Annotated in this window: 21 protein-coding genes; 6 read left to right on the forward strand and 15 right to left on the reverse strand. The window is 67.4% G+C overall.

Features of this window, described 5'->3' with window-relative positions:
• Positions 1-6 precede the first annotated feature (6 nt).
• Positions 7-1,509 carry an HNH endonuclease signature motif containing protein gene (locus tag AU198_RS06630; protein WP_064346947.1) on the reverse strand — a complete coding sequence of 501 codons (1,503 nt, stop codon included), beginning with the start codon at positions 1,507-1,509 and terminating at the stop codon, positions 7-9.
• A 157-nt stretch (positions 1,510-1,666) separates the two neighbouring features.
• Between AU198_RS06630 and AU198_RS06635 the strand changes: the two genes are divergently transcribed.
• The 4 genes from AU198_RS06635 to cysC all read left to right on the forward strand — a co-directional run bounded on the left by AU198_RS06635 (position 1,667) and on the right by cysC (position 6,714).
• On the forward strand, positions 1,667-3,034 hold the full coding sequence (locus AU198_RS06635) for a sulfatase family protein (protein ID WP_064346839.1): 1,368 nt from the start codon (positions 1,667-1,669) through the stop codon (positions 3,032-3,034).
• A 65-nt stretch (positions 3,035-3,099) separates the two neighbouring features.
• Positions 3,100-3,900 carry a trehalose 2-sulfotransferase gene (stf0, locus tag AU198_RS06640; RefSeq protein WP_064346840.1) on the forward strand — a complete coding sequence of 267 codons (801 nt, stop codon included), beginning with the start codon at positions 3,100-3,102 and terminating at the stop codon, positions 3,898-3,900.
• Positions 3,897-4,808 carry a sulfate adenylyltransferase subunit CysD gene (gene cysD, locus AU198_RS06645; protein WP_064346842.1) on the forward strand — a complete coding sequence of 304 codons (912 nt, stop codon included), beginning with the start codon at positions 3,897-3,899 and terminating at the stop codon, positions 4,806-4,808. Before stf0 ends, cysD begins: the two co-directional genes overlap by 4 nt.
• Positions 4,801-6,714 (forward strand): adenylyl-sulfate kinase, encoded by a 1,914-nt coding sequence (cysC, locus tag AU198_RS06650; protein ID WP_286141441.1) that lies wholly within the window; start codon positions 4,801-4,803, stop codon positions 6,712-6,714. Before cysD ends, cysC begins: the two co-directional genes overlap by 8 nt.
• On the opposite strand, the gene AU198_RS06655 is transcribed toward cysC, so the two are convergent.
• Positions 6,702-7,463: a trans-aconitate 2-methyltransferase gene (locus AU198_RS06655; RefSeq protein WP_064346845.1), complete on the reverse strand. Its 762-nt coding sequence runs from the start codon at positions 7,461-7,463 to the stop codon at positions 6,702-6,704. The two genes, cysC and AU198_RS06655, sit on opposite strands and share 13 nt — an antisense overlap.
• Positions 7,464-7,504: 41 nt before the next feature.
• Here AU198_RS06655 and AU198_RS26105 point away from each other — a divergent pair, with 41 nt between their 5' ends.
• Entirely contained in the window at positions 7,505-8,698 is a 1,194-nt protein-coding gene (locus AU198_RS26105; RefSeq protein ID WP_064346848.1) for an alpha/beta hydrolase family protein, read from the forward strand.
• Here AU198_RS26105 and eccE read toward each other — a convergent pair.
• The 12 genes from eccE to AU198_RS06720 all read right to left on the reverse strand — a co-directional run bounded on the left by eccE (position 8,685) and on the right by AU198_RS06720 (position 24,213).
• Positions 8,685-9,602, reverse strand: a complete 918-nt coding sequence (gene eccE / locus AU198_RS06665) for a type VII secretion protein EccE (RefSeq protein ID WP_064346849.1) — start codon at positions 9,600-9,602, stop codon at positions 8,685-8,687. The two genes, AU198_RS26105 and eccE, sit on opposite strands and share 14 nt — an antisense overlap.
• Positions 9,599-11,002, reverse strand: coding sequence for a type VII secretion-associated serine protease mycosin (gene mycP, locus AU198_RS06670; protein WP_064346851.1), 1,404 nt, complete (start codon positions 11,000-11,002; stop codon positions 9,599-9,601). The genes eccE and mycP overlap by 4 nt, the downstream gene beginning before the upstream one ends.
• Before the next feature lie 10 nt (positions 11,003-11,012).
• Positions 11,013-12,458, reverse strand: coding sequence for a type VII secretion integral membrane protein EccD (gene eccD, locus AU198_RS06675; RefSeq protein WP_286141439.1), 1,446 nt, complete (start codon positions 12,456-12,458; stop codon positions 11,013-11,015).
• Positions 12,443-13,306 (reverse strand): ESX secretion-associated protein EspG, encoded by an 864-nt coding sequence (locus tag AU198_RS06680; RefSeq protein ID WP_064346853.1) that lies wholly within the window; start codon positions 13,304-13,306, stop codon positions 12,443-12,445. The genes eccD and AU198_RS06680 overlap by 16 nt, the downstream gene beginning before the upstream one ends.
• 6 nt (positions 13,307-13,312) lie before the next feature.
• Positions 13,313-13,603: a WXG100 family type VII secretion target gene (locus tag AU198_RS06685; protein WP_064346860.1), complete on the reverse strand. Its 291-nt coding sequence runs from the start codon at positions 13,601-13,603 to the stop codon at positions 13,313-13,315.
• A 35-nt stretch (positions 13,604-13,638) separates the two neighbouring features.
• A complete protein-coding gene (esxG, locus tag AU198_RS06690) occupies positions 13,639-13,932 on the reverse strand; it encodes a type VII secretion system protein EsxG (RefSeq protein ID WP_064346865.1) in 294 nt (97 codons plus the stop codon).
• 52 nt (positions 13,933-13,984) lie between these two features.
• Entirely contained in the window at positions 13,985-15,550 is a 1,566-nt protein-coding gene (locus tag AU198_RS06695; protein WP_064346867.1) for a PPE family protein, read from the reverse strand.
• Positions 15,551-15,552: 2 nt separating this feature from the next.
• The gene (locus AU198_RS06700; RefSeq protein ID WP_064346871.1) at positions 15,553-15,861 is read right to left on the reverse strand and encodes a PE family protein; all 309 of its coding nucleotides are present in this window, start codon (positions 15,859-15,861) and stop codon (positions 15,553-15,555) included.
• Positions 15,861-19,835 (reverse strand): type VII secretion protein EccCa, encoded by a 3,975-nt coding sequence (gene eccCa, locus AU198_RS06705; protein ID WP_064346872.1) that lies wholly within the window; start codon positions 19,833-19,835, stop codon positions 15,861-15,863. Before eccCa ends, AU198_RS06700 begins: the two co-directional genes overlap by 1 nt.
• The gene (gene eccB, locus AU198_RS06710) at positions 19,835-21,400 is read right to left on the reverse strand and encodes a type VII secretion protein EccB (protein WP_064346874.1); all 1,566 of its coding nucleotides are present in this window, start codon (positions 21,398-21,400) and stop codon (positions 19,835-19,837) included. The genes eccCa and eccB overlap by 1 nt, the downstream gene beginning before the upstream one ends.
• A complete protein-coding gene (eccA, locus tag AU198_RS06715; protein WP_286141440.1) occupies positions 21,397-23,214 on the reverse strand; it encodes a type VII secretion AAA-ATPase EccA in 1,818 nt (605 codons plus the stop codon). The genes eccB and eccA overlap by 4 nt, the downstream gene beginning before the upstream one ends.
• A 108-nt stretch (positions 23,215-23,322) precedes the next feature.
• The gene (locus AU198_RS06720; RefSeq protein ID WP_064346877.1) at positions 23,323-24,213 is read right to left on the reverse strand and encodes an SAM-dependent methyltransferase; all 891 of its coding nucleotides are present in this window, start codon (positions 24,211-24,213) and stop codon (positions 23,323-23,325) included.
• 61 nt (positions 24,214-24,274) lie between these two features.
• Here AU198_RS06720 and AU198_RS06725 point away from each other — a divergent pair, with 61 nt between their 5' ends.
• Positions 24,275-25,615, forward strand: coding sequence for an adenylate/guanylate cyclase domain-containing protein (locus tag AU198_RS06725; RefSeq protein ID WP_064346879.1), 1,341 nt, complete (start codon positions 24,275-24,277; stop codon positions 25,613-25,615).
• On the opposite strand, the gene AU198_RS06730 is transcribed toward AU198_RS06725, so the two are convergent.
• Positions 25,616-26,506: an oxygenase MpaB family protein gene (locus AU198_RS06730; protein WP_064346881.1), complete on the reverse strand. Its 891-nt coding sequence runs from the start codon at positions 26,504-26,506 to the stop codon at positions 25,616-25,618.
• Positions 26,507-26,583: the final 77 nt, after the last annotated feature.

Below are 26,583 nucleotides of genomic sequence, written 5' to 3' on the forward strand. Positions count from 1 at the left end.
CTGCAACTATCGCCCGTCGCTCTTAGAAGGGTGGGGTTTGTTGCGTTCGGCGAGTTGTGCGTCGACGATCGGTTGGTTGTGGCGGCGTTCGTCGTTGATGGCTTGGGTTCGGGCTTGGGCTCGGGTTTGTTTGCGGCGCGGCATTTTCAGGGTGCGCGCGTCGTCGGATGCGGTGTCGATGTTGGGGTCGATCAACGCTGGGGCGGTGGGGCGGCACAGTTCGGGAAACAGCAGCCGGCTGCCAGGGTGGGTGATGTAGGTCTGGCCGTGTCGCGAGGTCCATTCGATCATGCCGTCGCGGTGCTGTACTTCGCGCCAGCCGGCGAAGGTTTTGAGCAGGTGGTGGTGTCGGCACAGGCATTTGAGGTTGGAGGCTTGGGTGGGCCCGACCGGATAGGCCACGCTGTGGTCGATGTCGCAGTCGGTGGCCGGGACATCACAGCCGGGGAACCGGCACGTCATGTCGCGGCAGCGCACAAACCACGCCAGCGGCTCTGAGGGGCGGTAGCGCGGTTCAGGCCCGGCGTCCCCGGGATGAATGACGGGTTGGATCGTGGCGGTGCCGGCCAGCTTGGCTGCCAGCAGCGGGGCCGGTAGCAGGCCCTTGCCCATCAAATAGCCCGGGTCGGTGCCCGCCGGAGCGGACGGTGGCTCCTCCTCGCTGGAGGGCACGCGCCCTTCCAACGTGGCCGGGGTGTCATCGGTCAGTGACTCTTCGCGCGCGATCATGTGCATGACCACCGCACTCGGTGTCGGCGCCGCGGCGCCGCAGTCGGGGCGTCCACAGCCACAGGCCAGGCGGTCGGCGCCCTGGCCGAGGGCGCCCAACGCGTCAGAGCGGCGTTGGTCAACGGTACGTGGGTCGTGGGCACATACCGCGGCGGCCATCGCATCCAGGCGGGTGTCGAGGGCTTGGCCGTCGGTGGCCAACAATGTGGCTTCCAGCGCGACGGTGCCCGACCCGTCGCGGGGGTCGTGGATATCGACATGGCGCCCGCGTGCGGCGTATTCGGTGCGCCGCACCGCGGCGGGGTCATAGCGGTCCACGCAGGTGTCGATGGCGGTGTGCAACCGCTCGGTGGACAGGGTGCCCCACTGGGTCAGCTGGGCGGCCAGCTCGGCGTCGAGTTTGGCCAGGGCGCCCGCATCGCGCACCAGGCGGCTGCGGTGTGCCACTGCGGCCACGGTGCGGTAGGAGATCGCCCCGGTGGCGAACACCGCGCTCACCGCCGGCAGGCGCCGGCGCAGGTCATCGGCGAGCAGCAACTGGTGGGAGGCCACCCCCAGCGAGACGCCTTGGGCGGCGGCGACCTCGGCGGCCGCGATCGCCCAGTTGTCGATGCACCACTGCTCACGATCGACGGACCCGGCTTCACTGATCAGGCGATCGAGCACGTCAGCGGCGGCCGCCAGCCGGTATGCGCTGGCGGCGTTTTCCACCCGCGCCCACGCCCCGACCGCACCCGCACCCCGGGCACTGCCGGCCGCGGCCACCAATTCATCGAACATGTGCTCGAACCTTTCGACCCGCTGGTGGTGTGACCAGCGGTCAACACCCATCTGTGGATGAATCCCAACTTGGGGATAACGCGCCGACCGAGCCGAAGGCTTGCCCGATCGGCCCCCGCACGCTGGAGTGGGGATGTCGACGACGAAAGGATCCGCAGTGACAGACCGGCGCCGAGACAACGTGCTGATCGTTCACTGGCACGACCTCGGCCGCTATCTCGGCGCCTACGGCCACCACGATGTGTCGAGTCCGCGTCTCGACGAACTCGCCGCCGAAGGCATTCTGTTCACCCGCGCGCACGCGACTGCGCCACTCTGCTCGCCATCGCGGGGATCGTTGTTCACGGGCCGCTATCCCCAGAGCAACGGACTCGTCGGCCTGGCCCACCACGGATGGGAATATCGCGCGGGCGTCCGTACGCTGCCGCAGATTCTGTCCGAATCTGGTTGGCACACCGCGTTGTTCGGTATGCAGCACGAAACCTCATACCCCGCCAGGCTTGGCTTCGATGAGTACGACGTCTCGAATTCCTACTGTGAATACGTCGTCGAACACGCGACGCGGTGGCTGACCGAGCCGCCCGAGAAGCCGTTCCTGTTGACGGCGGGCTTCTTCGAGACACATCGACCGTACCCGCGCGACAGGTATGAACCGGCCGATGCCACCGGCGTCGACGTCCCCGAATATCTGCCCGACACTGCGGAGGTCAGGCAGGACCTCGCCGAGTTCTACGGATCGATATCGGTGGCCGACGCCGCGGTCGGCCGTCTGCTCGACACCCTCTCGGCGACCGGCCTCGACCGCACCACCTGGGTCGTGTTCATGACCGACCACGGCCCAGCACTTCCCCGCGCCAAATCGACGCTGTACGACGCGGGTACGGGGATCGCGATGATCGTGCGCCCACCGCGCGACGCAACCATCCACCCAAAGGTCTACGACGAGTTGTTCAGCGGCGTGGACCTGCTTCCCACACTGCTCGAAGTCCTCGGTGTCGAGGTACCAGCCGGCGTCGAGGGACTCTCGCACAAGGCCGCTTTGCTGGCCTCCCCCGAGCCGCCCGTGCGCACCGAGGTGTACACCACGAAGACCTACCACGACTCCTTCGACCCCATCCGCGCGATCCGAACCAAGGAATACAGCTACATCGAGAACTACGCGTCGCGCCCGCTTCTCGATCTACCGTTGGATATCGCCGACAGTGCGCCCGGGCGAATCGTCACCCCCCTCACCCGTACAGAGCGGCCGCAACGAGAGCTCTACGACCTGCGCGCGGACCCCAACGAGTCGAACAACCTTCTGGCCCAACGCGGCTCGGACGTGGCGGAATCCATCGCCGACGATCTGGCCCTGCTGCTCAACGACTGGCGCGTCAAGACCAACGATGTGATCCCGTCGGAGTTCGCAGGCACCCGGATATCGGAGCGCTACACCGAAACATATCTGCGTATTCAAGGTCAGCTGCCGAGCCGCTCCGCACTCGCGGCCGAACGCGGCGTCACGGACGACCACAGCGACCAATAGTTTCGCTCAACATGAACGAAAACTCCTGGGGTGTCGGATGTTTGCCCTGCGGGTAAGCTGCGCGCATGTCAGCCTCGAGGGCCTATCTCGTCCTGGCCTCCCAGCGCAGCGGCAGCACCCTGCTGGTGGAGTCCTTGCGCGCGACGGGTGTCGCCGGAGAACCCGGCGAGTTCTTTCAGTACCTGCCGAGCACCAGCCAGTCACCACAGCCCAGGCAGTGGTTCGAGGGTGTGACCGACGAGTCGATCCTGCGCCTCCTCGACCCGCTTGACGAGGGCAAACCCGACCTCGCTCCCCCGGAGATCTGGCGTGATTACATCCGCACGGTCGGCCGCACCCCCAACGGCATCTGGGGCGGCAAGCTGATGTGGAACCAGACTCCGCTGCTGCTCGATCGGGCCGGCGGGCTGCCCGACCGCTCCGGTACCGGCCTGTTGTCGGCCATCCGGGACGTCATCGGTAGCGACCCGTTCCTCATCCATGTCTTCCGTCCTGACGTGGTCTCACAGGCGGTTTCGTTCTGGCGGGCGGTGCAGACCCGGGTATGGCGGGGCCGGCCCGATCCGGCGCGCGATGCCCGGGCCCAATACCACGCCGGCGCCATCGCCCACGTCGTGACGATGCTGCGGGCCCAGGAAGAGGGCTGGCGCAACTGGTTCGCCGAGGAGGGAGTCGCGCCGATGGAAGTGCCGTACCCGGTGTTGTGGCGCAATCTCTCCCAGATTGTGGGCGATGTGCTCGAAGCGCTCGGACAGGACCGGCGGCTCGCGCCGGAACCGGTTCTCGAGCGGCAGGCCGACCAACGCTCAGATGCGTGGGTCGACCGGTACCGGGCAGACGCCGAAAGGGAAGGGCTTCCTACATGACAGTGGACACCCTGCACGTCGACGAGCTTCGACTGTTGGAGGCCGAGGCGGTGCACATCATCCGCGAGGTCGTCGCCGAACTGGAACGGCCGGTTCTGCTGTTCTCGGCGGGCAAGGACTCGATCGTACTTCTTCGCCTCGCGGAGAAGGCCTTTCGCCCGTCACCGCTGCCATTCCCGGTCCTGCACGTCGACACCGGCCACAATTTCGACGAGGTCATCGAGTTCCGTGACCGCCGAGTCACGGGCGAGGGGCACAAGTTGATGGTGGCGTCGGTGCAGGAGTCGATCGACAAGGGCCGCGTGCCTGATCCCGGCCCGGGGGCGTCGCGCAACCGTCAGCAGACCCGTACCCTGCTCGACGCGCTCGAAGAAGGGCGTTTTGACGCGGCGTTCGGCGGAGCCCGCCGCGACGAGGAGCGCGCCCGCGCGAAGGAGCGGATCCTGTCCTTCCGAGACGAGTTCGGCCAGTGGGATCCGCGGGCCCAGCGGCCGGAGCCGTGGTCGCTGTACAACGGACGCATCAGGAAGGGCGAACAGGTCAGGGTCTTCCCTCTGAGCAACTGGACCGAACTCGACGTGTGGCGCTATATCGAGTTGGAAAACCTCGAGCTGCCGTCGATCTACTTCGCCCACGAACGTGAGGTTTTCGAGCGCGACGGCATCCTTCTCGCGGTGTCCGAGTACTCCAAACCCGTCGACGGCGAGACAGCGTCCGTCGAAAGGGTCCGCTACCGGACTGTGGGCGACCTGACCATCACGGGTGCGGTGCGCTCCCGAGCCGTCGACATCGAGGGCGTCATCGCCGAGATCTCAGCTGCCACGGTGTCGGAGCGCGGCGAGACGCGAGCCGACGACCGCACCTCGGCAGCCGCCATGGAAGACCGCAAGCGCGAAGGGTATTTCTGATGAGCGAACGCGCGAAGAAGCAAGGAAACCGTCGATGACGCGCCAACTCCTCCGCATCACCACCGCCGGCTCGGTCGACGATGGTAAGAGCACGCTGATCGGTCGCCTGTTGCACGACACCGACAGCCTGCCGACCGACCACCTCGACGCCGTCACCGACGAGGAGGGCATTGCCGACCTGGCGGCCTTGTCCGACGGTTTGCGCGCCGAACGCGAACAGGGCATCACGATCGACGTGGCCTACCGGTTCTTCTCGACGGAGACTCGAAGCTACATCCTTGCCGACACCCCGGGGCATGAGCGCTATACCCGCAATATGTTCACGGGTGCCTCGAACGCCCATGTCGCCGTCCTGCTCGTCGACGCCCGCGCAGGCGTGCTGCGTCAAACCAACCGGCACGCCCGCATCGCGAAGTTGTTGGGAATCAAGCACTTCGTCGCAACGGTCAACAAGATCGACCTCGTCGAGTTCGACCAGTCGCGGTTCGCCGAAGTGCATACGCAGCTTCAACAGCTCTCCGCACGCCTCGGCAACATCGACATCGCGGTGGTCCCGATCGCGGCCAAGCACGGCGACAACGTGGTCCGCCGATCCCGCAACACACCGTGGTACGACGGGCCGACGTTGCTTGAATACCTCGAGAGCATCGAACTGAGCGCACCGCAGGCGCAATCGAGCAAGTTGCGCCTTCCCGTGCAGTGGGTGTCCCGCCCCACTGCCGACCAACGTCGCCGCTACACCGGAAGGCTCTCCGGTGGAACGCTCCAGGCGGGGGATCCGGTCGTCATCCTGCCTGCCGGTACCCGATCCACCGTGACACTCGTCGACACTCTCGATGACGAGCGCACCGTTGCTGTTGCGCCGCTGTCTGTTTCGGTGGAGCTGGCCGACGACATCGATGTCGGTCGCGGAGACGTCCTCGTCAGCGGATCCGATGACGCCGTCCTGCCCGTCCTTGCCCGCGAGCTCGATGCGACGGTGTGCTGGTTCCGAGAAGCTCCGTTGCGGGCGGGTGACCGGCTGGCACTCAAACAAGGTACGAAGACGGTCCGCGCAACCGTTCAGTCGCTGCACAGCCGCCTAGATCCCGAGACGCTCGATGACCTGGACAACCCTGTCGAGCTGGTGCTCAACGACGTCGGTGACGTCACACTTCGCACGAGCTCGGTCGTGATCGCCGACCCCTACGCCGACAACAAGGACAGCGGCGCTTTCATCCTCATCGACGAGGCCACCAACGACACCGTCGGCGCGGGCACGATCATCGAACTGCGCGAGGTCAAGCCCGGCGAGCAGACACGCAACGACATCCGGTGGCACCCTTCCTCCCTCGACCGGGACTACCGGTGGTCGTCGACCGGTCAACGCGGGGCGACGATCTGGTTCACCGGCCTTCCCGCCTCGGGCAAGTCGACGATCGCGGTCGCCGTCGAACGCGCGCTCGTCGAATCCGGCGACGTGGCATACCTTCTCGACGGTGACAACATCCGACACGGGCTCTCCGACGACCTCGGGTTCTCGGCCGGTGACCGTGCCGAAAACATTCGCCGGGTCGGCCATCTCACGAGACTGTTCGCCGACGCCGGTGTGGTGGCGCTGGCGTCGTTGGTGTCGCCGTTGAAGTCGGATCGCGACACCGCCCGCGCCCTCAACGATGCCGCCAAACTGCCCTTTATCGAGGTGCACGTGGCCACCCCGGTCGGCGAGTGCGAACGTCGCGATCCCAAGGGCCTGTATGCCCGCGCCCGCGCGGGTGAGCTGAAGGGCCTGACGGGCATCGACGCACCGTACGAACCACCCGAGAATCCCGATCTGGTGCTTGACACCACCGAAGCGAATGTCGACGATCTGGTCAAGCAGGTGATCGATCTGCTCAAGGCCAGGCGGGACGCTCAGTTCACCTGAGCCACCGCGAAAATGCGCCGGAACGGGAAGAACGTCCTGCCATCCTTCCGCTTCGGATACGCCGCGTTCAGCAACGGGGTCAACTCGTTGCGGAACTCGTTCCACTCGGTGTCGGTGAGCCTATCGCGCACCGGGCGTAGCGCGGTTCCCGCGATCCAGTCCAGCACCGGGTCCTCACCGGTCAACACGTGCACATAGGTGGTCTCCCACGCGTCGACCCTGCAACCGGCGTCGGCGAGCAGGTCTGCATATTCGACCGGATCCTTCACCGGTGAGCCACGAAATGGAAAGTCGTGCAGTCGTTCCGCCCACCGGTCCCTTGAGACGAGTTCACCTACCGTGCGATGTGAGGGCGCGTCGAAGTTTCCCGGTACCTGCATCGCGATCCACGACCGCGCCGGCAACTGTGCGGCCCACCTCACGAGTAAGCGTGGATGGTCGGGCACCCAGTGCAGGGTGGCGTTGCTGATCACCACGTCGGTATCGGATCTCGGCACCCAGTCGCCGACGTCACCGATGTTCGCGTCGATTCCCCTGCCCCGCGCGGCCCGCACCATTTCCGGCGAGCTGTCCAACGCCTCGATGCTTGCCTGCGGCCAGCGTTGGGACAATGAGGCCGTCAGATTGCCCGGCCCACAACCCAGGTCCGCAACTCGCCGCGGCGCATCGGCGCCGATCCTCGACACCAGATCGAAGTACGGGCGTCCACGCTCGTCGGCGAACGTCAGATATGTGTCGGGGTTCCACATACCGACAGTTTGACATCGCCCGATCGGGATACCATGCGGAAGTGAGTCATACGGAGGCAAACCCGGTTGATCCGCCGATACCTGTTCCGGATGTTCCCGGAGCAGATGCCAGCGCAGGTCTGCCGCGGCGCGCCGACCTGACGCTGCGCCAGCGCTTCATCGTCGACTCGTCGGCCGTGGCGGATCTCGCCTTGCGCACCGCGATCGCATCGCTACTCGCGACGACGATGTTGCCGACGCTGGCCGGCGGCCTGCGCCGGTCGCAATCGCGCGCGGAACGCGAACAGCTGCAGTTCTACGCCGAATTGGCCTCGGCGAAGGATCCAGCGCAGTCGTTTCCCGCGCCCACTTCACCGCCCCGGGTCGCATCACGGGCAGCCAACCCGCTGGCCGAGTGGATCGCGAAGGGTCAGGTTCAGAACATTCGCTTCGAGAGCAGTTTCGAAGCGATCAACCCGGCCTTGCGCGCGCAGTGCAGCGGCTTGGAACGCAACAACGTCGTTCACGCCCAGCACTGGCGCCACGACGACGGGCCGCACCCGACCCTGTGCCTGATCCACGGGTTCATGGGTTCGCCGTATCTGTTCAACGGCCTGTTCTTCTCGCTACCGTGGTTCTTTCGTTCCGGTTACGACGTTCTGTTGTACACCATGCCCTTTCACGGTCCCCGCGCGGAAAGAGGCTCTCCTTTCAGCGGCTACGGGTTCTTCGCCAACGGATTCTCGGGCTTCGCCGAGGCGATGGCCCAGGCGGTGCACGACTTCCGCTCGGTCATCGACTATCTGGAGTTCACCGGCGTCGATCGCATCGCGTTGACCGGTATGTCGCTCGGCGGGTACACGTCGGCGCTGATCGCAGCCGTCGACGACCGGATCCAGGCCGTGATCCCCAATGTCCCTGTCGTCGCACCCGATCAGACGGTGGACGAATGGTTTCCCGCCAACAAGGTGGTCGGGCTGCGAAACCTGCTGACCGGAACCGACGCGAAACTCACCGGGGGCGCCACCTTGTTCTCCTCACCGCTCAACTACGCCCCGCTGGTCCCCAAGGACCGCCGATTGATCATCACAGGTCTCGGCGACCGGTTGGCTCCGCCGGAACAGGCCGAGATGCTCTGGGAACACTGGGACCGCTGCGCGTTCCACTGGTTCCCGGGCAACCACATCCTGCATGTCAGCCAGCCGGACTACCTGCGCAGGATGACCCGCTTCATGAAGGATTTCATGTTCGGCTGAGCTCGGCCTGATTTCCCGCGGGCCAGTCGATCCGAGACAACAGATCAACGGCAACCGGCTTAGCCGGAACTTCGAATGTGCCAACGGCTTTGGGATCCAACGCCGTCAGTAACCGCCGCTGAACCCCGCGATGCGGTGCCAGTCCCGGCACCGGGACCCCGCGTACCGGGTCGGGTGTCCGGAACGCGCACACCGCCGCGACGGTCGGGTGCGCCGCCGTACCGCTGAACTCGACGGCGGTCCACGTCTCCGACGACTGGGACCGCACCTCGTCGAGGCGTTCACCCAGCCGCTCGTCGACCGGAATCCCGTATGCCGACACGAATCCGTCTTCGTCGTGGACACCGCGCCACTTCTCGCGGCCCTTTCCGATCAGCGGCGCGTCCGCGTCGTCGACGGGCACCGCATCGAGACCCGCCTCCCGCAGGTGATCGGCTAGCCGACGACCGGCGATCTCGGCGGTCTCGCGCAGGGGCAGCTCGGGTGAACGGGCCTGCAGAGCAACCAGATTCGCCTCGGCATCCAGGGTCAGGCTCATCCAGGTGGTACGGACACCGTCCATATCGCGGTTGGTCACGCGAACCTTCTCGCTGCGGACGCCGAACCGCTCGACGTAGCTCGCCACCAGGGCCAACGGCACACCGAGTCCCGACGGGTCCTCGACCCGCAACACCACGGTGGTCTGCTTCGCACTCTGCGGCTTAGGCTTTGAGTGGTTGCGTCGAAACACCGCCAACCGCCGGCCGAACATGTTCGTCACGAACTGGCCCCGCCACCATGCGAACACGACGACGACCACGGCGACTGCGATGCCGAAGATCCACCAGTCCGTGGTCGTCTCCCACGGGTACGCCATGGCCGCCAGGACGACGGCCAACGACGCCAGCGCAATTCGAACGGTCACGATGCCTCCGCTTGGTTGTCTAGGTTCCTTCGCCGGTGGACCGCGACCGCGGCGGTGACGGCTGCGATCAGCGCCAGCACACCGGTTCCCACGAACGCGACCACCTTCGGGGTCTCATCAGGGGCGGCCGGTTGCGGCGGTGCGGCGACGGGCTGGGGCTCGAGCTCCCCGTGACCGGCGACGGCCGCCGTCACGTCCCATGTCAGGGCGGCGACGGGGTCGACGAGTCCGGCGCCGGTCAGGTTCGACGGCGCTCTCGCCGCCCCCTGCGCGCCGGCCGTGAGCCGATCCCTGACCTGTTCGGCGGTCAGCTCGGGAAACCGGCTGCGCACCAACGCCGCAACGCCGGACACGTAAGCGGCCGCGAAGCTCGATCCGTTCAGCGGATACAGCCGGCCCCTCTCATCGGGCAGCGCGTTGGCGAGGCCGCCGCCGTCACCGTTGCTCACCGAGGCGATGTCCTGCCCGGGTGCGGCGATTCCCACCCACGGGCCCGCCATCGTGAAATCCGATGGCCGCCCGGCCGTGTCGAGCGAACCCACCGAAAGCACATACGGCTGCCAGGACGACGGTATCGACACCGACGTCACCCCGGCCCAGTTGCGAGGGTCCTCCGGGCGGCCGGGATCCGACAACGGGTTCGACGGACATGCCGACCCCGGGTTCAGTCCCATCTTGTTGTTGCCCGCGGCCGCGACGATCACCGCATCCTTGTCCACGGCGGCATACCGCAAGGCCGCCCCGAGTTCGTTCTGGTCGAGGTTCTCCGTGGCGGGCAGACAAGTGACAGCGGAGATGTTGATGACCCGCGCACCCAGGTCCGCCGCACGGACAACCGCACGGGCCAGGGTGGCCACGTCGAGCGCGACACGTGCCGTCGCCGGATCCCCGCCGGTCTCGCGCGGGGAGAACCGCGACGACGTCGACCGGATAGCCAGCACGCGCGCACCGGGCGCCACCCCGGAGAACCCGTCGGCCCCCGGCTGGCCCGCGATCAGCCCGGCCACCAGCGTCCCGTGGCCGTCGCAATCGCTCAGCCCATCGGTCGACTCGACGAAATCTCCGCCGGGATCCACGTTCGGCAGCCGGGGCCCGGGTGTGACGCCGGTGTCGATGACCGCCACGAGCTGTCCGTCCCCGCGGCTGTACTCCCACGCGCCCTCGAGGTTGAGCAGTTGTTGATTGGGGCTGGGCGAACCGGGGTCGCTACCGGGCAACACACCCGCACTGACACACGGTCCGCGTTGTGACTGCGGCTGGACGGGCCCGGCGGCACCCGACGGGGGTGGCACCGCCGGATCCACCTGAGGTGGCGTCATCGCCTGTGCGACCGGGGAACTCATACCCACGACGGCCACCGAGGCCGTGGCGGCGAGTACAGTGCGCAACCGGTCGCGCATCACCGATGCCTCATCGGTTGAGCACCCAGGCGAACAGCCCGACGAGATAGGCCAGCACCGGGATCAGCGACGCGTCGACGCCGGAGGCCAGGAACCCGACCAGGCGACGCATGGGCAGCGAGTAGGTGTCCGGGGAGGCGACCCGCGGGAACGCCGCGACGATCACCCACACCACCGTCAAGCCGACGAGCGCCACCAGTGCCCACCATGCGGCGCTGATGCGGTCCTCGACGCTGAACACGACCATGAACGAGATCGCCAGCAGGAAAGGCTGGCTCAGCAACCACGCCTTGCACGGAGCGGAATCCCACACACGTGCCCGCAGCACCGATCCGAGTGCCACGGCAGCCACGACGTACCACGCCCACGGCGACACACCTTGGGGCGCAGCCAGTGTCAACGCCCCTGCGGTGGACAGCAACACACCGCCGGCGATGAAGCCGGTCTGATGCGAATCGCTGATCCGGACTCGGCGCGGCAGATCGGCGAGCACCTTCATCGGGTGCGGCGCCGGGGTTGGGTCGCCCGGAGCCGGAATGACCGGCATCGGCAGCCGCGCCCACAATGCCGAGAGTTGGGCCGCCTGGACCGTGACCACCAGCGCAAGCACCACAAGCACGGACCCGACGACGAGATGGTTCAGATGCCAGATCGTCGCGGCCCCCGCCGTGATCAGGGCACCGGCACCGACGACGGTGGCGGCCGTGAACACCGCGATGGCCCGTTGGGCGACAACGATGCTGACGATCGACCAGGCGGTCACGCCCGCGGCGGCGAGCAGCACATGTGACGGCCCGAACTCGCCGGGCACGCCGAGCGCGAGAGAAACCGCGATGGGCGCGAGCGCCGTCACGGCCAACGCCGTGCCGAGCCGGGGTGAACGGCCCCACGTCAGCAGGGCCGCCAGCACCGTGAGCGCCGCCGCGCCGCTTGCCACGGCGAGACCGGCGAAGCCACCGACGATTTCGCTGTGCACCGCGGCAAACCCAGTGGCGATCACGATGAGCGTGATCACCGCCGCGGCCGCACCACGCGCGATATGCGCCGCGCCCCAGGGCTTCTCGCGGGCAGCCGAGAAGATGACGGCCGCGTCGCCGATGTCCTCAACGATCCGCGGTGCCGCCGGGCCGGCCGGAAGCGGCTGCAGCGCCAAAAGATCACCGTCGACGACACCCACGGTGTCCAACGTCGCGTCGAGGCTGAACGGCGCACCGCCGACCGGTGCCAGTGACAGCACCACCGGGGTGGCATCGCCGTACTCCTCGTCGGCGGGCATCGCCATCCGCCGCACGGCGGGCAGGATCTCGCGCAGTGGGAGCTCGGTCGGTAACGCCATGTCGGTGACTCGACCGCCCGCCTCGCCCGCGGCGAGCACCGCGACGCGAACGATCGGCATCGACCGGGACGGGGCCGGGTCCGCCAACGACGCCGTCGCGCCGCTCAAACTGTCTGCCATTGGTGTTCCGTTCTCTGGTGGGAGTCGAAGTCTCGGGTCAATCTCAGGTCGGGGAACCACGCCCCGTCGGGCAGCGTTGCGGTGAGCCGCTCGACCGCGGTGGCGATGGCCATCGGCGTGCCGGGCGTAAAGGTCGAGACCCATTCGCCGTCGAACGCCTTCACCGGGTAGACGAGAACCCTGCCCTCGCGGGTGTCGACGACGCTGACGCCGACCTCGGTGCTCACGCGGTGGCCGTCTCGGTGGTCACCGGCCACGATCTCCACATAACTGCGGTCCGTCGCGTAGGCCGCCTCGACGACCGCACGTGCGCTCGGCGGGACGCCGAGGAACTCGATCACGTCGTCCAGCGTCGCGCCGTTGCGCAGCTGTTCGTCCGCGCGCGCGCCGATGCGCGCGGGAATCGCGAACTCGTCGAATCGGGCCGGCGGACGCCCCGACAGACCGGCGGTCAGGATGGGAACCAAGGCCTGCGGATGGTCCACCTCCAACGCGCTGAGGGTGACGAGGCCGCCGCCGCGCAGCGCGACGACGGTTTCGTCGCCGCGGCGCGCGACATGCCCGCGCAGCATCTTGCCCGAGCCGCGCACAAACCGGAGTTCGAGCCACCGCCGGGGCCGGCATGTCGCCGTAACCCATTGCCGAACATGGGGTTCGACGGCGCCGTCGGCCGTCATCACGCCCATCTCGACCAGTTCGGCCGACAACCTGTCCTCGAATGCCGCCCGCTGCGCGTGGTCGCTGTAGGGCGAGGTGATGGCCAGCACCCAGGGGTAACTTCCCGCCCCCGACGCGTCGGCGACGAACCAGGCCTGCTCCGCGGTCAGCTCGACTGCGTTAACTGCCACCGTCGGTTAGCCACCCCATTTGGCGCCTTCGGCCTGGTCCCGGGCGCTCATCGTCATGGTGTTCTGCTCGTGGGTGGCGGCCATCGCGCGGTATGCGCGCACCAGCTCCTCGAGGGCAAGGTTCCACTGCGCCTGCCACGCCTGATAGGTCGTGCCGGTGTCACCCTGCCAGGCCCCGGCCAAAGCAGCCTGCTCGCTGGCGATGTCGGCGCCGACGGCGTGCAGTGCGCCCGCATATCCGGCCATCTCACCCGAATGGGCCAGCATCGCCGGGTAGTTGTACATGATCTGAGACATCAGGTTCTCCCTTTAGGTCTAGGTCAGTTCGAAGTTCAGATACCGGTGTAGGTGCTGGCCGCCGCGGCGTCCTGCGCCACGTAGGTACCCGCCGCGTCGCCCAGGTTGGCCTGCGCGATGTCGAGCAGCATGTTGACCTTCGCGGAGACCTCGAGGAAGCGCGCGTGCGCTGCCTGGAAGGCCGCGGAGGATTCGCCCATGTGGAATGCCTGTGCAGACTGCGCTGCCTGCTCGGCCTGCGCCATGGTGCTGCGCATCAGCGCGGCCTTCGCCGAGAACGCCGCCTCGGATGACACGAGCTGTGGGATGTGAGCGTCCAGGAGGCTCATGGATGTTCCTTTCGGATTATGTTTTGCCGGAATGGGTTTCGGTCAGCTCGGTTCAGTCGTTTTCTCCCCCCTTGTGATCCCAGTCGCTGGGCAGCATGGGTTCGGTGGGTCCGCCGCCGAAGGAGTCGCCGGCTAGCTCGGTCAGCCCACTGGCCTGCTCGGCCTCGGACTTGGTCGCTGCGCCGGTGAAACCCACTGCGCCCGCGCCCTTTTCCGATGCTGCGACATGCGGGCGCCGGACCGTTTCGCGCGGCGGGGCCGCGTCCTCCGGCTCGTCGGGTTCGTAATCCATGTAGGCATCGGCGTACTGGCGTTGATGGACCGGCTCCGGTCGCTTGCGGCGCGCCTTGCGTTTGGCCAGCGACGACGCGGCGGCAGCGGCGGCGGCCGACGCCGCGATGTCCGATGCCGGCGCCTTCAAGCCGGTGCCCTCGCGGAAGGTCGGGGAGACACCGTCTTCGGGGTCCGGGCCGGCAACCGCGTACGGAACCACCGGAGCCGCAGCGGGCGCCGGGGCGGCACCCGCGGGAGCCGCGCCCGCAGCCACCGAAGCCGCGGGAGCAGCCGGAGCGGCCGGAACCGTCGGCGCCACGGCGGCTACCGGCGGAAGCGATTCCGCGCGCGGCTCCGCGACGGGCCGGATGGGCGCAGGGGCGGGGGCAGGCGCAGGCTCGGGTGCGGCGGCCGGAACCGGCTCCGGTGTCTGCGACTGGACGATGAGACCGATCAACAGCGGCAACCAGATCGGCGCGCTGAAGATCATCGACCACGTGGCCCAGCCGAGCGGCTGCGTGATCGCCTGATAGAGGACGAACAACAGGATCAGTCCCGACGACGGGTTGAAGAGCCACCCGAAGAAGCCGTTCAGGAAGTCGCTGAGGAAATCCAGGACGTTGCCGAAGAACTGTCGCGCGAAGTTGAGGATCGATTCGAAGAAGTCCTCGAAGAATCTCATGATCTCGCGCAACAGGTCCGCGATGGAGTCGGCGATGTTTCGTGCGCCACCGGAGTCGGCGGCGGTGGCCAGTGCCGCGGCCTGCTGCACGTCGGCGGCGGCGGACCCCGCCTCACCCATGCCCGGCTTCAACACGAAAGGCGCCGGCGACGTCATCGGCGTCGCCGCCACCGCTGCACCCGACACCGCCTGATAGGTGCTCATCGTCGTCGCGGCCTGAATCCACATCCGCACGTAGTCGGCCTCGTTCAACGCGATCGGAATCGTATTGATGCCCAAGAAGTTCGTGGCCAGCAATACGGCGTGGGTGGACTTGTTGAGCGTCAGCTCGGCCATCGTCGGCATGGTGGCCACCGCGGTGGTGTAAGCCGCGGCGGCGGCCCCGTGCTGCGCCGCGGCGGCCGCGCTGTTCGCGCTGGCCTGTGCCAACCACGCGAGGTACGGCGTATGCGCGGCCACATACTGGGCGGCGCTGGGCCCTTCCCATGCGCCGCCCTGGACCGAACCCAGCACAGCGGTCAACTCGGCTGCTGCAGAGGAGTATTCAGCCGCCAGCGACTGCCACGCCCCCGCCGCCGACAGCAGCGACCCCGGACCGGGTCCGCTGCTCAGCATCGCCGAGTGGACCTCCGGAGGGAGAGCCATCCAGATGGGAGCCGTCACGGTCAGCCTCCGGCGACCAGGTAACTCGCTGCGGCGGCCGCGTCACCGGTGGCGTAGCTCGTACCGGACTGGCCGACGCCGACTCCGGAACGACCCAGTTCCTCCACCCCCAGTGCGGCCATCGTGTTGTGCTGCGTGCCGTGAGCGCTCAAGCTCACGGCGGTCTGGATCGACACCGCGTCAACGGCGGGCGGAATTACGGCGGTGACCGCGGGTGCGGCGGCGGCGTGGGCCGCTGCCAACCGGGCCGTCAACGCCTCGACGGCGGACGCCGCCGCGGCGAGGCCTTCGGGAACCACGCGAAGAGTCATCAGTTGAACTCCCTTCCACTGTTGCCGTTGTTTCCGGTATATCCCGCGACCGCGTCCGCGAACGGGTTGACGAGTTGCACGAACGTGGGGGCATCGCCATCGTCCAGCAGCATCGCGCGGCCCGCAGGCAGACGACGGAAGCGATGTCCCCGGATCTTTCCGCTGTCCTGCGGATTGCCCGACAGCATGAGGATCGACGCCTGCAGCTCATTGAGCCGGCGCAGCAGGGGCGCGGTCATCAGCGCGTGTGCCGAACCGGTGGCCCGCGCGGTCACGACGACGCGCAGGCCCAGCTCGCTTGCCTGCGACAGCAATCCGATGATGCCGGTCCACGGCCGCTGGCCGACGAACGGTCCACTGACCGCGGGCGCGTCCGGGATCTGGTCGACGTCGTCGATGATCAGGTAGTGGGTGTGGCCGTCCTCGCCGGATCGGTAGTTCCACCTGCTCAGCTCCTGCGGTGTCAGGCCGGCAGGCGGGCGGCGCTTCTCGAGCAGGGCTGTCAGCCCCAGCATCGCCGGGGTGATCCGGTCGATGTTCGGGGTGTACTCGTTGTCCGGAAACAGCGGCTCGTCGACCAGATGCAGACGCCGGTCGATCACCGTGAACGCGACGCGGTCAGGAGTGGAGTTCTCCCGGATCGTGCGAATCACGTGACGCAGCAGCGTCGTCTTGCCCGACTTGGCATCTCCGAACACCATCAACAACGGGTTCTGGTCGAACGCCATCGCCACGGACGCGAGGTCCTCCTCGCGTTGGCCGATGACCACCTGCTCCGGCGCCGGATACAGGGGGGCCACAGCGCTGGGAGCCAGATCGTGGGGCAACAACCGCACCGGCGGTGCGGTGACACCCCGATGGCGGGCGTTGATCACCCTGATATCACGTAGCGCCGGCTCGGCGAACAAGAAGTGCTCGGCGGCCATGGTCAGACCGCGGCCGGGCTGTTCGGCGGGCACCGCTTCGGCGGGACGGCGCAACGCACCGGTGACCCGCACATTGCTGTCGCGCGGGTCCGACAGCTTCAGTTCGAGGCGCAGGCCCAGACCGTCGCGCATGGCCAACGGAACCTCGAGCCAGTTCGGTGTCGTGATGACGACATGGATGCCGTAGGACATACCGGTGTTCACCAACTCGGTTACCTTCGACAGCAACGGGTTCCGGGTGTTGAAGGTGTCGGTGTTGTCCCGGCTGAACGCGTAGAGGTTGTCGATGACCAGGAAAGTCTCGCCGTACTCGTCGCGTTGCCCGTTACCCGAGTGCCCCCGCGCCTGGCGGGAACGGAGCAACTGCTCGAGCTCACCGAAGGTGCGGCGGATGCGCTCGGGCTCCAGCGGAGAGGCAACGCTGCCGACATGGGCCAGGTCTTCAAGCGGGCGCAGTTGGCCGCCGCCGTAATCCAGGCAGTAGAACGTCACATCACGCGGCGAGTGCAAAGCGGCCGCGGACAGGATGAACGTCTGCAGCGCCGTGGTCTTGCCCGACTTCGGTCCACCGTGGATCAACAGATTGGCACCGGCGGACCTGGCGTCGAAGATCAACGGATCGCGGCGCATCGAGAACGGGCGGTCGATCTCGCCGAGCGGCCAACGCCATTCGCGCTCGGCCACATCGGCACGGGCGAGCAATTCGTCGAGCGGAATCGGCTCGTCCAGCGGAGGCAGCCACAGCGGTGGCGCCTTCGGACCGTAGTGGGACAGCTGATCGCCGATGGTGGCGACGAGTTTGCGCGGTGGACGCTCCTCGTGAGCGGCGGGATCGGAAACGACGACCGTGTCGGCGGGCGCTTCCACGTGACCCGCGGTGAACGGCTGCGGCACCGGAACCGACTGCACCACAACCGACCTCTCCGCCCGCGGCGGATCGTAGATGCCGTCGACGTAGGTGCTGCGGAACTTGACGGGCATCGCGCCCGGCGCAGGCACCAGGAATCCCTCCCCCTTGTGCTCGGGGCCGGCCTCGATGTGGAACGCGTCCTCCACACCGATGATCTGGCGACTGATGGCCGGGCTGGCCACCTTGAGCCCGATCCGGTACGAGGTGTTCTTGTCGATGTCCTTGATCCGGCCGACATCCAGCGTCTGCGAGGCGAACAGAATATGGATGCGGAACGAACGGCCCTTGCGCGCAACATAATCGAACAAGTCGGCGTACTCGGGATGATCGGAAAGCATCAGCGAGAACTCGTCGGCGACCACGAGCAGTGTGGGCAGCGGCGGCAGGTCGTGACCGGCCGCGATGGCCACCTCGTATTCGAGCACCGAGTTGAACGCACTGCCCTGGACCCGGCGGCCGGCCTCCATCAGCAGTTGCTCGCGTCGTGCCACCTCGCCGCGCAGCGTGTCGGCGAATCGGTCGGCAAGCGAACGCTTCTCGGCCATGTTCGAGATGACGGCGACCACCTGCGGGAAGTCCCGGAAGATGTCGGCTCCGGCCTCACCCTTGAAGTCCGCGTAGATCACGATCAGCCGGTCGGCGGAGTGAGTCGTCAACAGCGACAACAGGATCGACATCAACGTCTGCGACTTGCCCGAGCCGGTCATACCGATCATCAGGCCGTGCGGACCCATACCGCCTTCGGCCTCGTCCTTGAGGTCGAAGATCAGCGGCTCACCGGTGGCGGTGACGCCGATGGGCACGCGCAGCTCATCGGCGCGCGCCCGCGGCGCCCACAGGCTCGCCACGTCCAGCGCCGCGGCGTCCGGAATGCCGAGCAGCGTGGAGAAAGTCGCGACACCTGTGCTGCCGGTGCGCGCGTGGCTCGGGTTCGAATCCCACTTCGACAACCGGCGGGCGATGTGCCGCGCGGTCGCGACGTCGAGCTGATCGGCGGCGTCGACATAGGGCTGCCAGCCTCCGGTCTGCCAGCGCTGCAGTTTTCCGTCGGTCAGCTGCAGGATCGGCCGTTCCGGATCGGGGTACTGCTCGCGGTGCGGCGGCTCGGCGACGCGTTGGACCAGCGTCACACCGGCCAGCCCGCCGCGCGGGACCAGCGCCGTGGTGTCCACGTCGGGATCGTCGACGATGATGAGCAGGTGCTTGACCTCGGTGTCGTCGTCGCTGCCGAACGGGGACCGGTCATCGAGCGCGGAGGTGAGCTGCGCGCGCAGTTCGACGATGTCCGACGACAGGTAGCGGGCGGGGCCGGCACCGTCGACCGCACCGGGAATGTCGTTGTGGGGCAGCCACTTCAGCCACGACCAGTCGTCGCTCTCGATGTCGGGCGCCAGCAGAGCGACGCCGAGCACTGCGGGGTCGTGCCAGGTGACGGCCTGGGTGATCCAGGCGCGTAGCGCCCCGCGGACCTGGTCGGGCTCGCCGAGCACCGTGATCCGCGAGACCTTGCCGAGGTCGATACCGGTCGGCGCGGCCCGTACCGTCCGCTGCACGTCGAGCAGGGCGCGTAACGCGCTGTGCGACACCGGCTCCAGGTCGACCTCGTCGGCGCTGTCCTTCACCCGCAGCGCGGCGTTCAGCGGGGCGTCGTGCAATCCGGTGCGCACCACCAGGAAGTCGGGGTCGTGCGGATCGCGCTCCCACTGCCTGCGGGTTCCGGGGACGTCGATGAGCAGGCCCGGGTCCGGATGCGACCACTCCAGCGCCGCGCGCTGCTCGGCGGCATGTGCGCGCACGTTGTCTCGGACCACCGACAGGTAGCGCAGATAGTCGGCCCGCTCGGCGTCGACCTCCTCGGTGCGCATCTTGTTGTCGGTACCGCGGTAGAGCGCGGTCGCGGCGAGCAGCAGAACGAACGGAAAGAACAGCGTCGTCGGCGAGATCAAACGCATGCCGGTGGCGAACAGCGCCACGATCATGCCGACGATCAGGATGACGATCAGGAACGGCAGCACCCGCCGCAGCAGTGACGGCGGAATCACCCGCGGCAGCTCCGGTGGCGGTTCGATCGTGATGGTGCCTTTGCGTGTCGTCGGCACCGGGATGCGGCGACGCGCCTCGAATATGAGCCGACTCATTACGGCGTCTCCCTCACGACAGCGGGGCGGGGGTCGGCGGCCAGCGCGTCATGGGCCAGCAACGCATCGCCTCGCGACAGCGTCGGGCCGGGCGCGAACTGGCTCAGCATCGACCAGGGAATCGGTAGCGCGGGCGGGGTGAGGCCCAGCGCGGAGATGGCGTTCTCGTCACCGTCGACGTCGAGGCCGTAGCGGACCCCGACATCGCTGAGCCAGAAGGCTGCGCCGCCGACGGGTGACGTCGACGCGCCCCCGCCGTCCTGACCGACCGTCTGGACCAGGTAGCCGCGCCCCGGATTCAGCACGACCTGGTTTGCGGTCGTTCCGGATCCCGCACCGACGAGCGGCACGGGGCGCAGGTGATCGGACACCGGCAACGTGACACCGGAACGCAGGTCCAGTGAGGCGCTCGTGGCATCGGCGGGCCGCTTCCACTGGGCGCACGTCAACGGCGCGTCGGCGGAGTCGACGAGCGAAATCGGTTCGGCGGGATAGGCATCGGTGTCGATGACGTCCGCGACGGGCAGGCGTGCGATGTCGTCGGCGCCCAACCGCGGCGGCTGGTCGAGTCCGTACGAGTTCGCATTACGCATGATCGCGGCGACGACCGGTGAAATCGGTTGCAGCCCTTCGCCCAGCACCGCGTAATGACGCAGGGTGTTGTCGGTGGCGAAGGCCGTGACCACCGCGCCGACCGGCGCAGGCACGGGCAACGGGTATCGCGGCGGTTCCCCGGCGCCGGGGATGACCGGGGGAATCAACGCGGGAGCTTCCGGCACCGCATTGAACAAGCCGGGGGCGATGGGGCGCGCGTCGGCGCCTGCGGTACCCAGACCAAGTGCACTGGTGACCGCGCGGTCGTTCATGTCGATCGAGCTTCGGCGCCCGTTCCACAACAGCCAGGTGCCGGCATTGGGACCGCTCGGGTTGGAGACCAGGATGGCCTTGTCGTCGGGCAGCTGCGCCGCGCGTTCACCGCCGTCGGTCAGGGGACCCGCGATCATCGTGACACCGACGGCTGGCCCCGAAACCCCGTCGCACACCGTCCAATCGGCGTCACGGGCGGTGTTCTGCACCATGCGTTCGGGTGCACCCGGGATACCGATGAGATTGCCACGGGGGAACTGGTCGATCTCGCTGGTCTTGACCTGCGACGGGTTGTCCGGTCGGCCCGCGATCAGGCGCGCGGACGTCAGGTTCAGCACCGGGTGCAACTGCTCACCTAGGCGGACGTAGAGCGCGGAGGTGGTGCGGTCGGCCAGGATCGCGTCATTGCCCGCGACGCCACCTGGCCGGATGAGCGAGAACACGAAACACCCTGCCATCACGGTGATCAGCACCAGCGCGCCGACGAGCACCGAACGGGCTTGGGTGCGGAGCGGATCGACGAGCATGCGGGTGTCGTGCAGCGCGACACCGGATGCGATGCGCCGCATGATGAAGCGCCATCCGGTCACCTGGTGGCGGGTGACGAACCCGCGGCGGTACACGACCCGGTCAGGGTTCTCGTTGTCCGGTGTGCGCGAGGCGAACGCGCGGCGATCCGAATCGTCCGGGGTGCTCATTCGGACACCGTCAGACCGAGGCCACGCAGCAGCGGTATGGCGGATTTGGTGACGTCTTCATCGGTGATGGTCATCAGCTCGTCATCTGTGAAGTCTTCGCTATCGGAGTGATCGAGTCGGTACTCGCGCTCCTCCTCGGAACGCTCGACCAGGTTGCGGACGAAACGGCCGTTGCCGGCGATGTCGAGGTTGCGCCTCTCCACGCCGGTGGCGTCCGGCGTCGTCGCCGCCGCCAACTGCCCGAACAGCGATTCCATGTGGGCGAGCGCCGCCGGTTCGAATACGCTGTCGCGCTTCTCGGCCATCCGGACCGCGATCTCGACAAGCTCATGCGGTGTGTACGAGGGGAATTCGATGCTTCGGGTGAAGCGGGACCGCAGGCCTTCGTTGGTGTCGAGGAACGCGTCGAGGTCCTTGCGGTAACCGGCGACGATGACGACCAACCGCTCGCGGTCGTTTTCCATGCGTGCCAGCAGCGTGTCGATCGCGACCAGGCCGAAGTCGTTCTTGGCGCCGGTCGACACCAGCGCGTAGGCCTCGTCGAGGAACAGCACACCGTCGAGCGCGCTGTCGATGATCGCGTTGGTCTTGGCCTCGGTCTCACCGATGTGCTGACCGATCAGGTCGGCTCGGTGCACCTCGCGGACCGTCTCCTTCTTGAGAATGCCCAGGCCGCAGTAGATTTTGGCCACGACGCGCGCGATGGTCGTCTTACCGGTGCCGGGCGGGCCGGCGAACACCAGATGGTTGGTGCGCTGCGCCACGGTCAGGCCGCGCTCCTGGCGGCGGATCGCCATCGCGACCGAACTCTTCAGCCGCGCAACCTGATACTTGACCTCTTCCAGGCCGATGAACTCGGCGAGTTCGGCCTCGGCCTCGATCAGCAGGTGTGCCTTGCGTTCCTTGGCGCCGGGGTCGACGAACTCGGATTCGCTGGGCTCTGTGGCCGGATCCCACGGATCGGAGCGGCCCTCGATGCGCGCGGCCGTCGTTGTCACGATGCCGTACGAGGTGTCCGACAGCGCGATCTCGACCTGCTCGTTTTCCGGATTGGCGGCGTAGAGCTCGGCGAGTACGTCGGCCGCGTCGAGCTCCTCACCCTGCGCGCGGAGGCACAGCGCCTTGACGAGCGTGCCGTCCACGGTGGCGACATCGACTGGGCCGGAGGGGTCTTCGAGGTACGACAGCGCGGGCGCGTACATGCCCAGGCGGGCGAGCGACGTGCCGAGCGCGACGCGTGCCGCGTGTGCGTAGGTCTCGTCCAGCCGCGTGTCGTTGACGATCGGGGTGATCAGCCGGACGACGTCCGACCAGCGCTCGGCGCGGTAGTACATCGCGATCCGCACCCACCGCGCATCCAGCCAGCTAGGGCGCCGGTCGATCAAGGGCTCGACGAGCTTGTCCGCCTCTGCATAGTCACCGGCGTCGCACAGCGTGACCGCGTAGGCCAGCTGGAAGTCGTCGGGTGTCGCGGCCGAGAACTTGAGGTAGAGCCCGGCGTCGTAGGTGAACGCCAGGTCGCCCTCGCCGAGCTGTACGTGGCGCTGCAGCACACCCGCGGTGGGAACCGTCTGCCAGACGGCTTCGAGCACCCTGGGACTGGTGTCGCCCGCTGCCGCCAGTCCCGTCCACGCATCGCACTGTTCGCGGGCGATGCGGGTGAGCTCGGTGAAACCGGACAGGGCCGCGGCCGGATCCGGCGGACGCCGACGGTCGTGCACCGACAGCCCGAGGGCCCGGCAACACGTGGCGAACCGACTCACCACGTCGTGGTCGACGCGCGAAGTCGCAGCAAAATCGGTCTGTAGCGGCACGCGCCGTGATCTCCCCGTAGTTATGGCAGGCTAACTTTCCGCCCGAAGTTAGCATTGACTAAGCTAACTTGTACAGACGCACGTCGCCCCCTCACGGGGTGAACAAGCTCACGCCTTGACGGCGCTCACCAGGCTTATAGTCCCCGTCATCGTGGCCGCTTCCGATCCCCGCTCGGGCACCGGTCGGCCGTTTTCCCGCAACCAGTCCTCGAGGGTTATGGCCTCGGCGCGCCATCCGCGGGTGCCGAACCACTGGGCGGCGGGCGCGTGTTGTTCGTTGTAGACGAGGTTGAAGAAGGTGTCCTCGTCCCCGGAGGACCGCTCTTCTTCCCTCTTCGCCTCGAAGGCAGCCGCGTCCATGGGTGCCGCCTCCTCCACGGCGGCGTGGCTGCCGGCGGCGGCCAGCGCGTCGATTCCGGTGAACAGCTCGCGCTGGGCATCGGCCGGCAGGTAGATCAGTAGGCCCTCGGCGATCCAGGCCGATCGCTCGTTCGGGTTGAACCCGTGGGCGCACAATGCTTGGGACCAGTCGTCACGCAGATCGACCGGGACCTCGCGACGTTCTGCCCGCGGGGTGTGGCCTTCGAGGGCCTGCCGTTTGAACTCGAGCACGCCCGGCTGGTCCAACTCGAACGCCACGGTGCCGCCGGGCCAGTTCAGGCGGTACGCGCGCGAATCCAGGCCCGCGGCCAGCAGCACGATCTGCCGGACTCCGGCGCGGGTGGCGGCGCGGAAGTAGTCGTCGAAGTACTTCGTGCGGACGGCCTGGAAGTCGACGAAGGCCGAGCCGAAGTCGTCGGTTCGCAGGGGATGGTCGGGCGCTCCCCCGTCGAGCAGATCCGACCAGTCACCGCCCACCGCGCGGCAGAAGGTCTCGGCGAAGGGGTCGACGGCGATCGGGTCGGGCTTCTGCGCCTCCAGCGCACGGGCAGCGGCGACGAACAACGCGGTCGAACCGACGCTGGTGGTGATGTCCCAGGTGTCGTCGTCGCTACGCATGTACCTTTTGTACGCCGCGATTCTGACAGCACGCTGACAGGCCAGGTGCCACCATATTGACGTGGCCGACGGCCGGGTGCAGTACGCGCGCAACGGTGATGTCCGTCTCGCGTATCGAGTGTTCGGAGAATCGGGACCGGTGATTGTCTGGTCCGCGGGGTGGGCCGTGACCAATGTTGACTCCTTCGATGAGCCGGGCAGCCCGTATATGCGCATCATCGACATCGTCTCCCCCTCGTGTCAGTTCGTGGTGTGGGACAGACGTGGTACCGGTTTGTCCGACCCGGCCGGCGACATACTCACTTTCGACGAGCGGGTCGACGATTTGCGAGCGGTCATCGATGCGCTGGGCGCCGACAGACCCGTGCTCGTCGGGTCGACCGAAGGCGGCTCGATAAGCATCATCTTCGCCGCACGCTATCCAGAGCGCGTCAGCCTGCTGGCTCTCTACGCAACAGCGGCTCGATTCTCACAGGATCTCCCCGACTTCCCGTGGGGTTTCACGCCTGCGCAGATCAAGGCGCAACTCGACGAGATCGACGCCCACTGGGGTGAGGGAGCGCTCGCGGAATTGTTCTACGGACCGGCCGCCGAAACGCCGGGCGTTCGGCAGATGTTCGGCAAAATGCAGCGTTCGACCGCCAGCCCGAGCATGGCGCGGTTGCGCTGGCGCGCATTCGTGGACATCGACGTGCGCGGTGTCCTTGATTCGGTGCGCACGCCCACGCTGGTGGTTGCACGACCTGACGACCGGTTCGTCTCGATAGAAGCCGCGCAGGCCTTGGCATCCGGCATCCCCAACGCACGGTTCCACGCGCTGCCTGCTGGCGCGCATAGCGGCTTCGACGTCCTGGACGAGTTGTGCGGCGCCATCCTGTCATTCATCGGCCACAGCCCCAGCGGGCCTGCCGACGCACGATTACTGAAGACCGTGATGTTCACCGACATCGTCGGTTCGACGGAAACACTGAGCAGGCAAGGCGACACTCGCTGGCGCCACCGACTCGACATTCACGACTCGGTGACTGACCACGTCACCGCTGCGCACGGTGGAATCCGCGCCAACCACACCGGCGATGGCGTGTTCCTCCTCTTCGACTCACCCTCGAGGGCGGCGCGCTGCGCTCTGGAACTCGTTCCGGCCCTGGCTTCGCGCGGTATCCCGATCCGAGTCGGACTTCACACCGGAGAGTGTGAACGTCGCGGACAGGAGTGGAGTGGTCTTGCGGTGCACACCGGCGCCCGAATCGAGGCGATGGCAGCGACGGGCGAGATCCTTGCGAGCCGTACCGTTCGTGACCTGTCGGCAGGGTCTGGGCTGAGATTCGAATCGCTCGGCCTGCATCGGCTGAAGGGCCTACCTGAAGACACCGAAGTCTTCCGGGTGGCGGCGCCGGACTGACTACACCAACGGGCGACCCGTGCGTACGCGCCAGTCCAGGTCTTTGAGCAGCACGTTGAACGGGAACTGCCGAACGAACCGCGGCATCACGTTGTTGATGCGGCCGAGTACGCGCATCACCCGGTTGAATCGGCGCTGTTTTTTCGCGTCCCACGGCAGTCGCATCTCGTCGCGGAACCGCTGCGGCAGAAAGCCGGTCGTGATGAACAGGTTGATCGCGTCGGTGCGCTTCTGCAGCCACGCCGGAGCCTTCAGTTTCCCGATCCGGCCCGCGGCAAAGGGCCACAGGTATTCCCGCATCGCGTCGTCGATGTGGACCTTGTCCAGCGACTGCTGCCAGTACTCGTCGAAGGCCTTGCGGTCGGCGGGCCACATCTGGGGGGGAACCTGCAGCGTGGTTCCCAGCGCCGCACCGTCGCGGTAGTGGCGGTCGGCGGATTCGTCATCCATCTCGCCGACGAAGACCCGGTACACGTCGACGAAGCCCTTGTACAGACAGGCAGCCACCCACAGCTGCAGGTCCTTGTCGAACGCGTTGTACTCGACCGGGCTGTCCGGCAGCGAGTACACCTCGGCGTGCGACCGGTTGACCGCACGCCGGTACGTGGCCTTCTGCTCGTCGGTGCCCGCGAGGGCGACAGCGAGGTATGTGAACGTCGTCCGCGCCCGCTTGATGGGATGCCGGTCGGCACGGCCGCTCTCGACGCGGCTGTCCTTGACGCCGTATCCGACGCCTGGTCGCGAGAGCTCCATGATCACGTTGGCCGGACCCGACAGCAGGCCGATCCCGAGCATGGCGTCCTCGGGCGCGACGTTGCGACGCAGCTTGTGCCCGGGCAGCGGCGCGTCGTTGACCGGTCTTCCGACGTGGTCGATCGGCTGGGAAACCATCGGGGGACCCCTATCTCAAATGTGAGAACACGTGTTTCCTGATATTGCCCCCGCCCGGTGCCGGGTGTCAAGATGGC

Source organism: Mycobacterium sp. GA-1199, from assembly GCF_001500045.1.
Taxonomy (GTDB): Bacteria; Actinomycetota; Actinomycetes; order Mycobacteriales; family Mycobacteriaceae; genus Mycobacterium.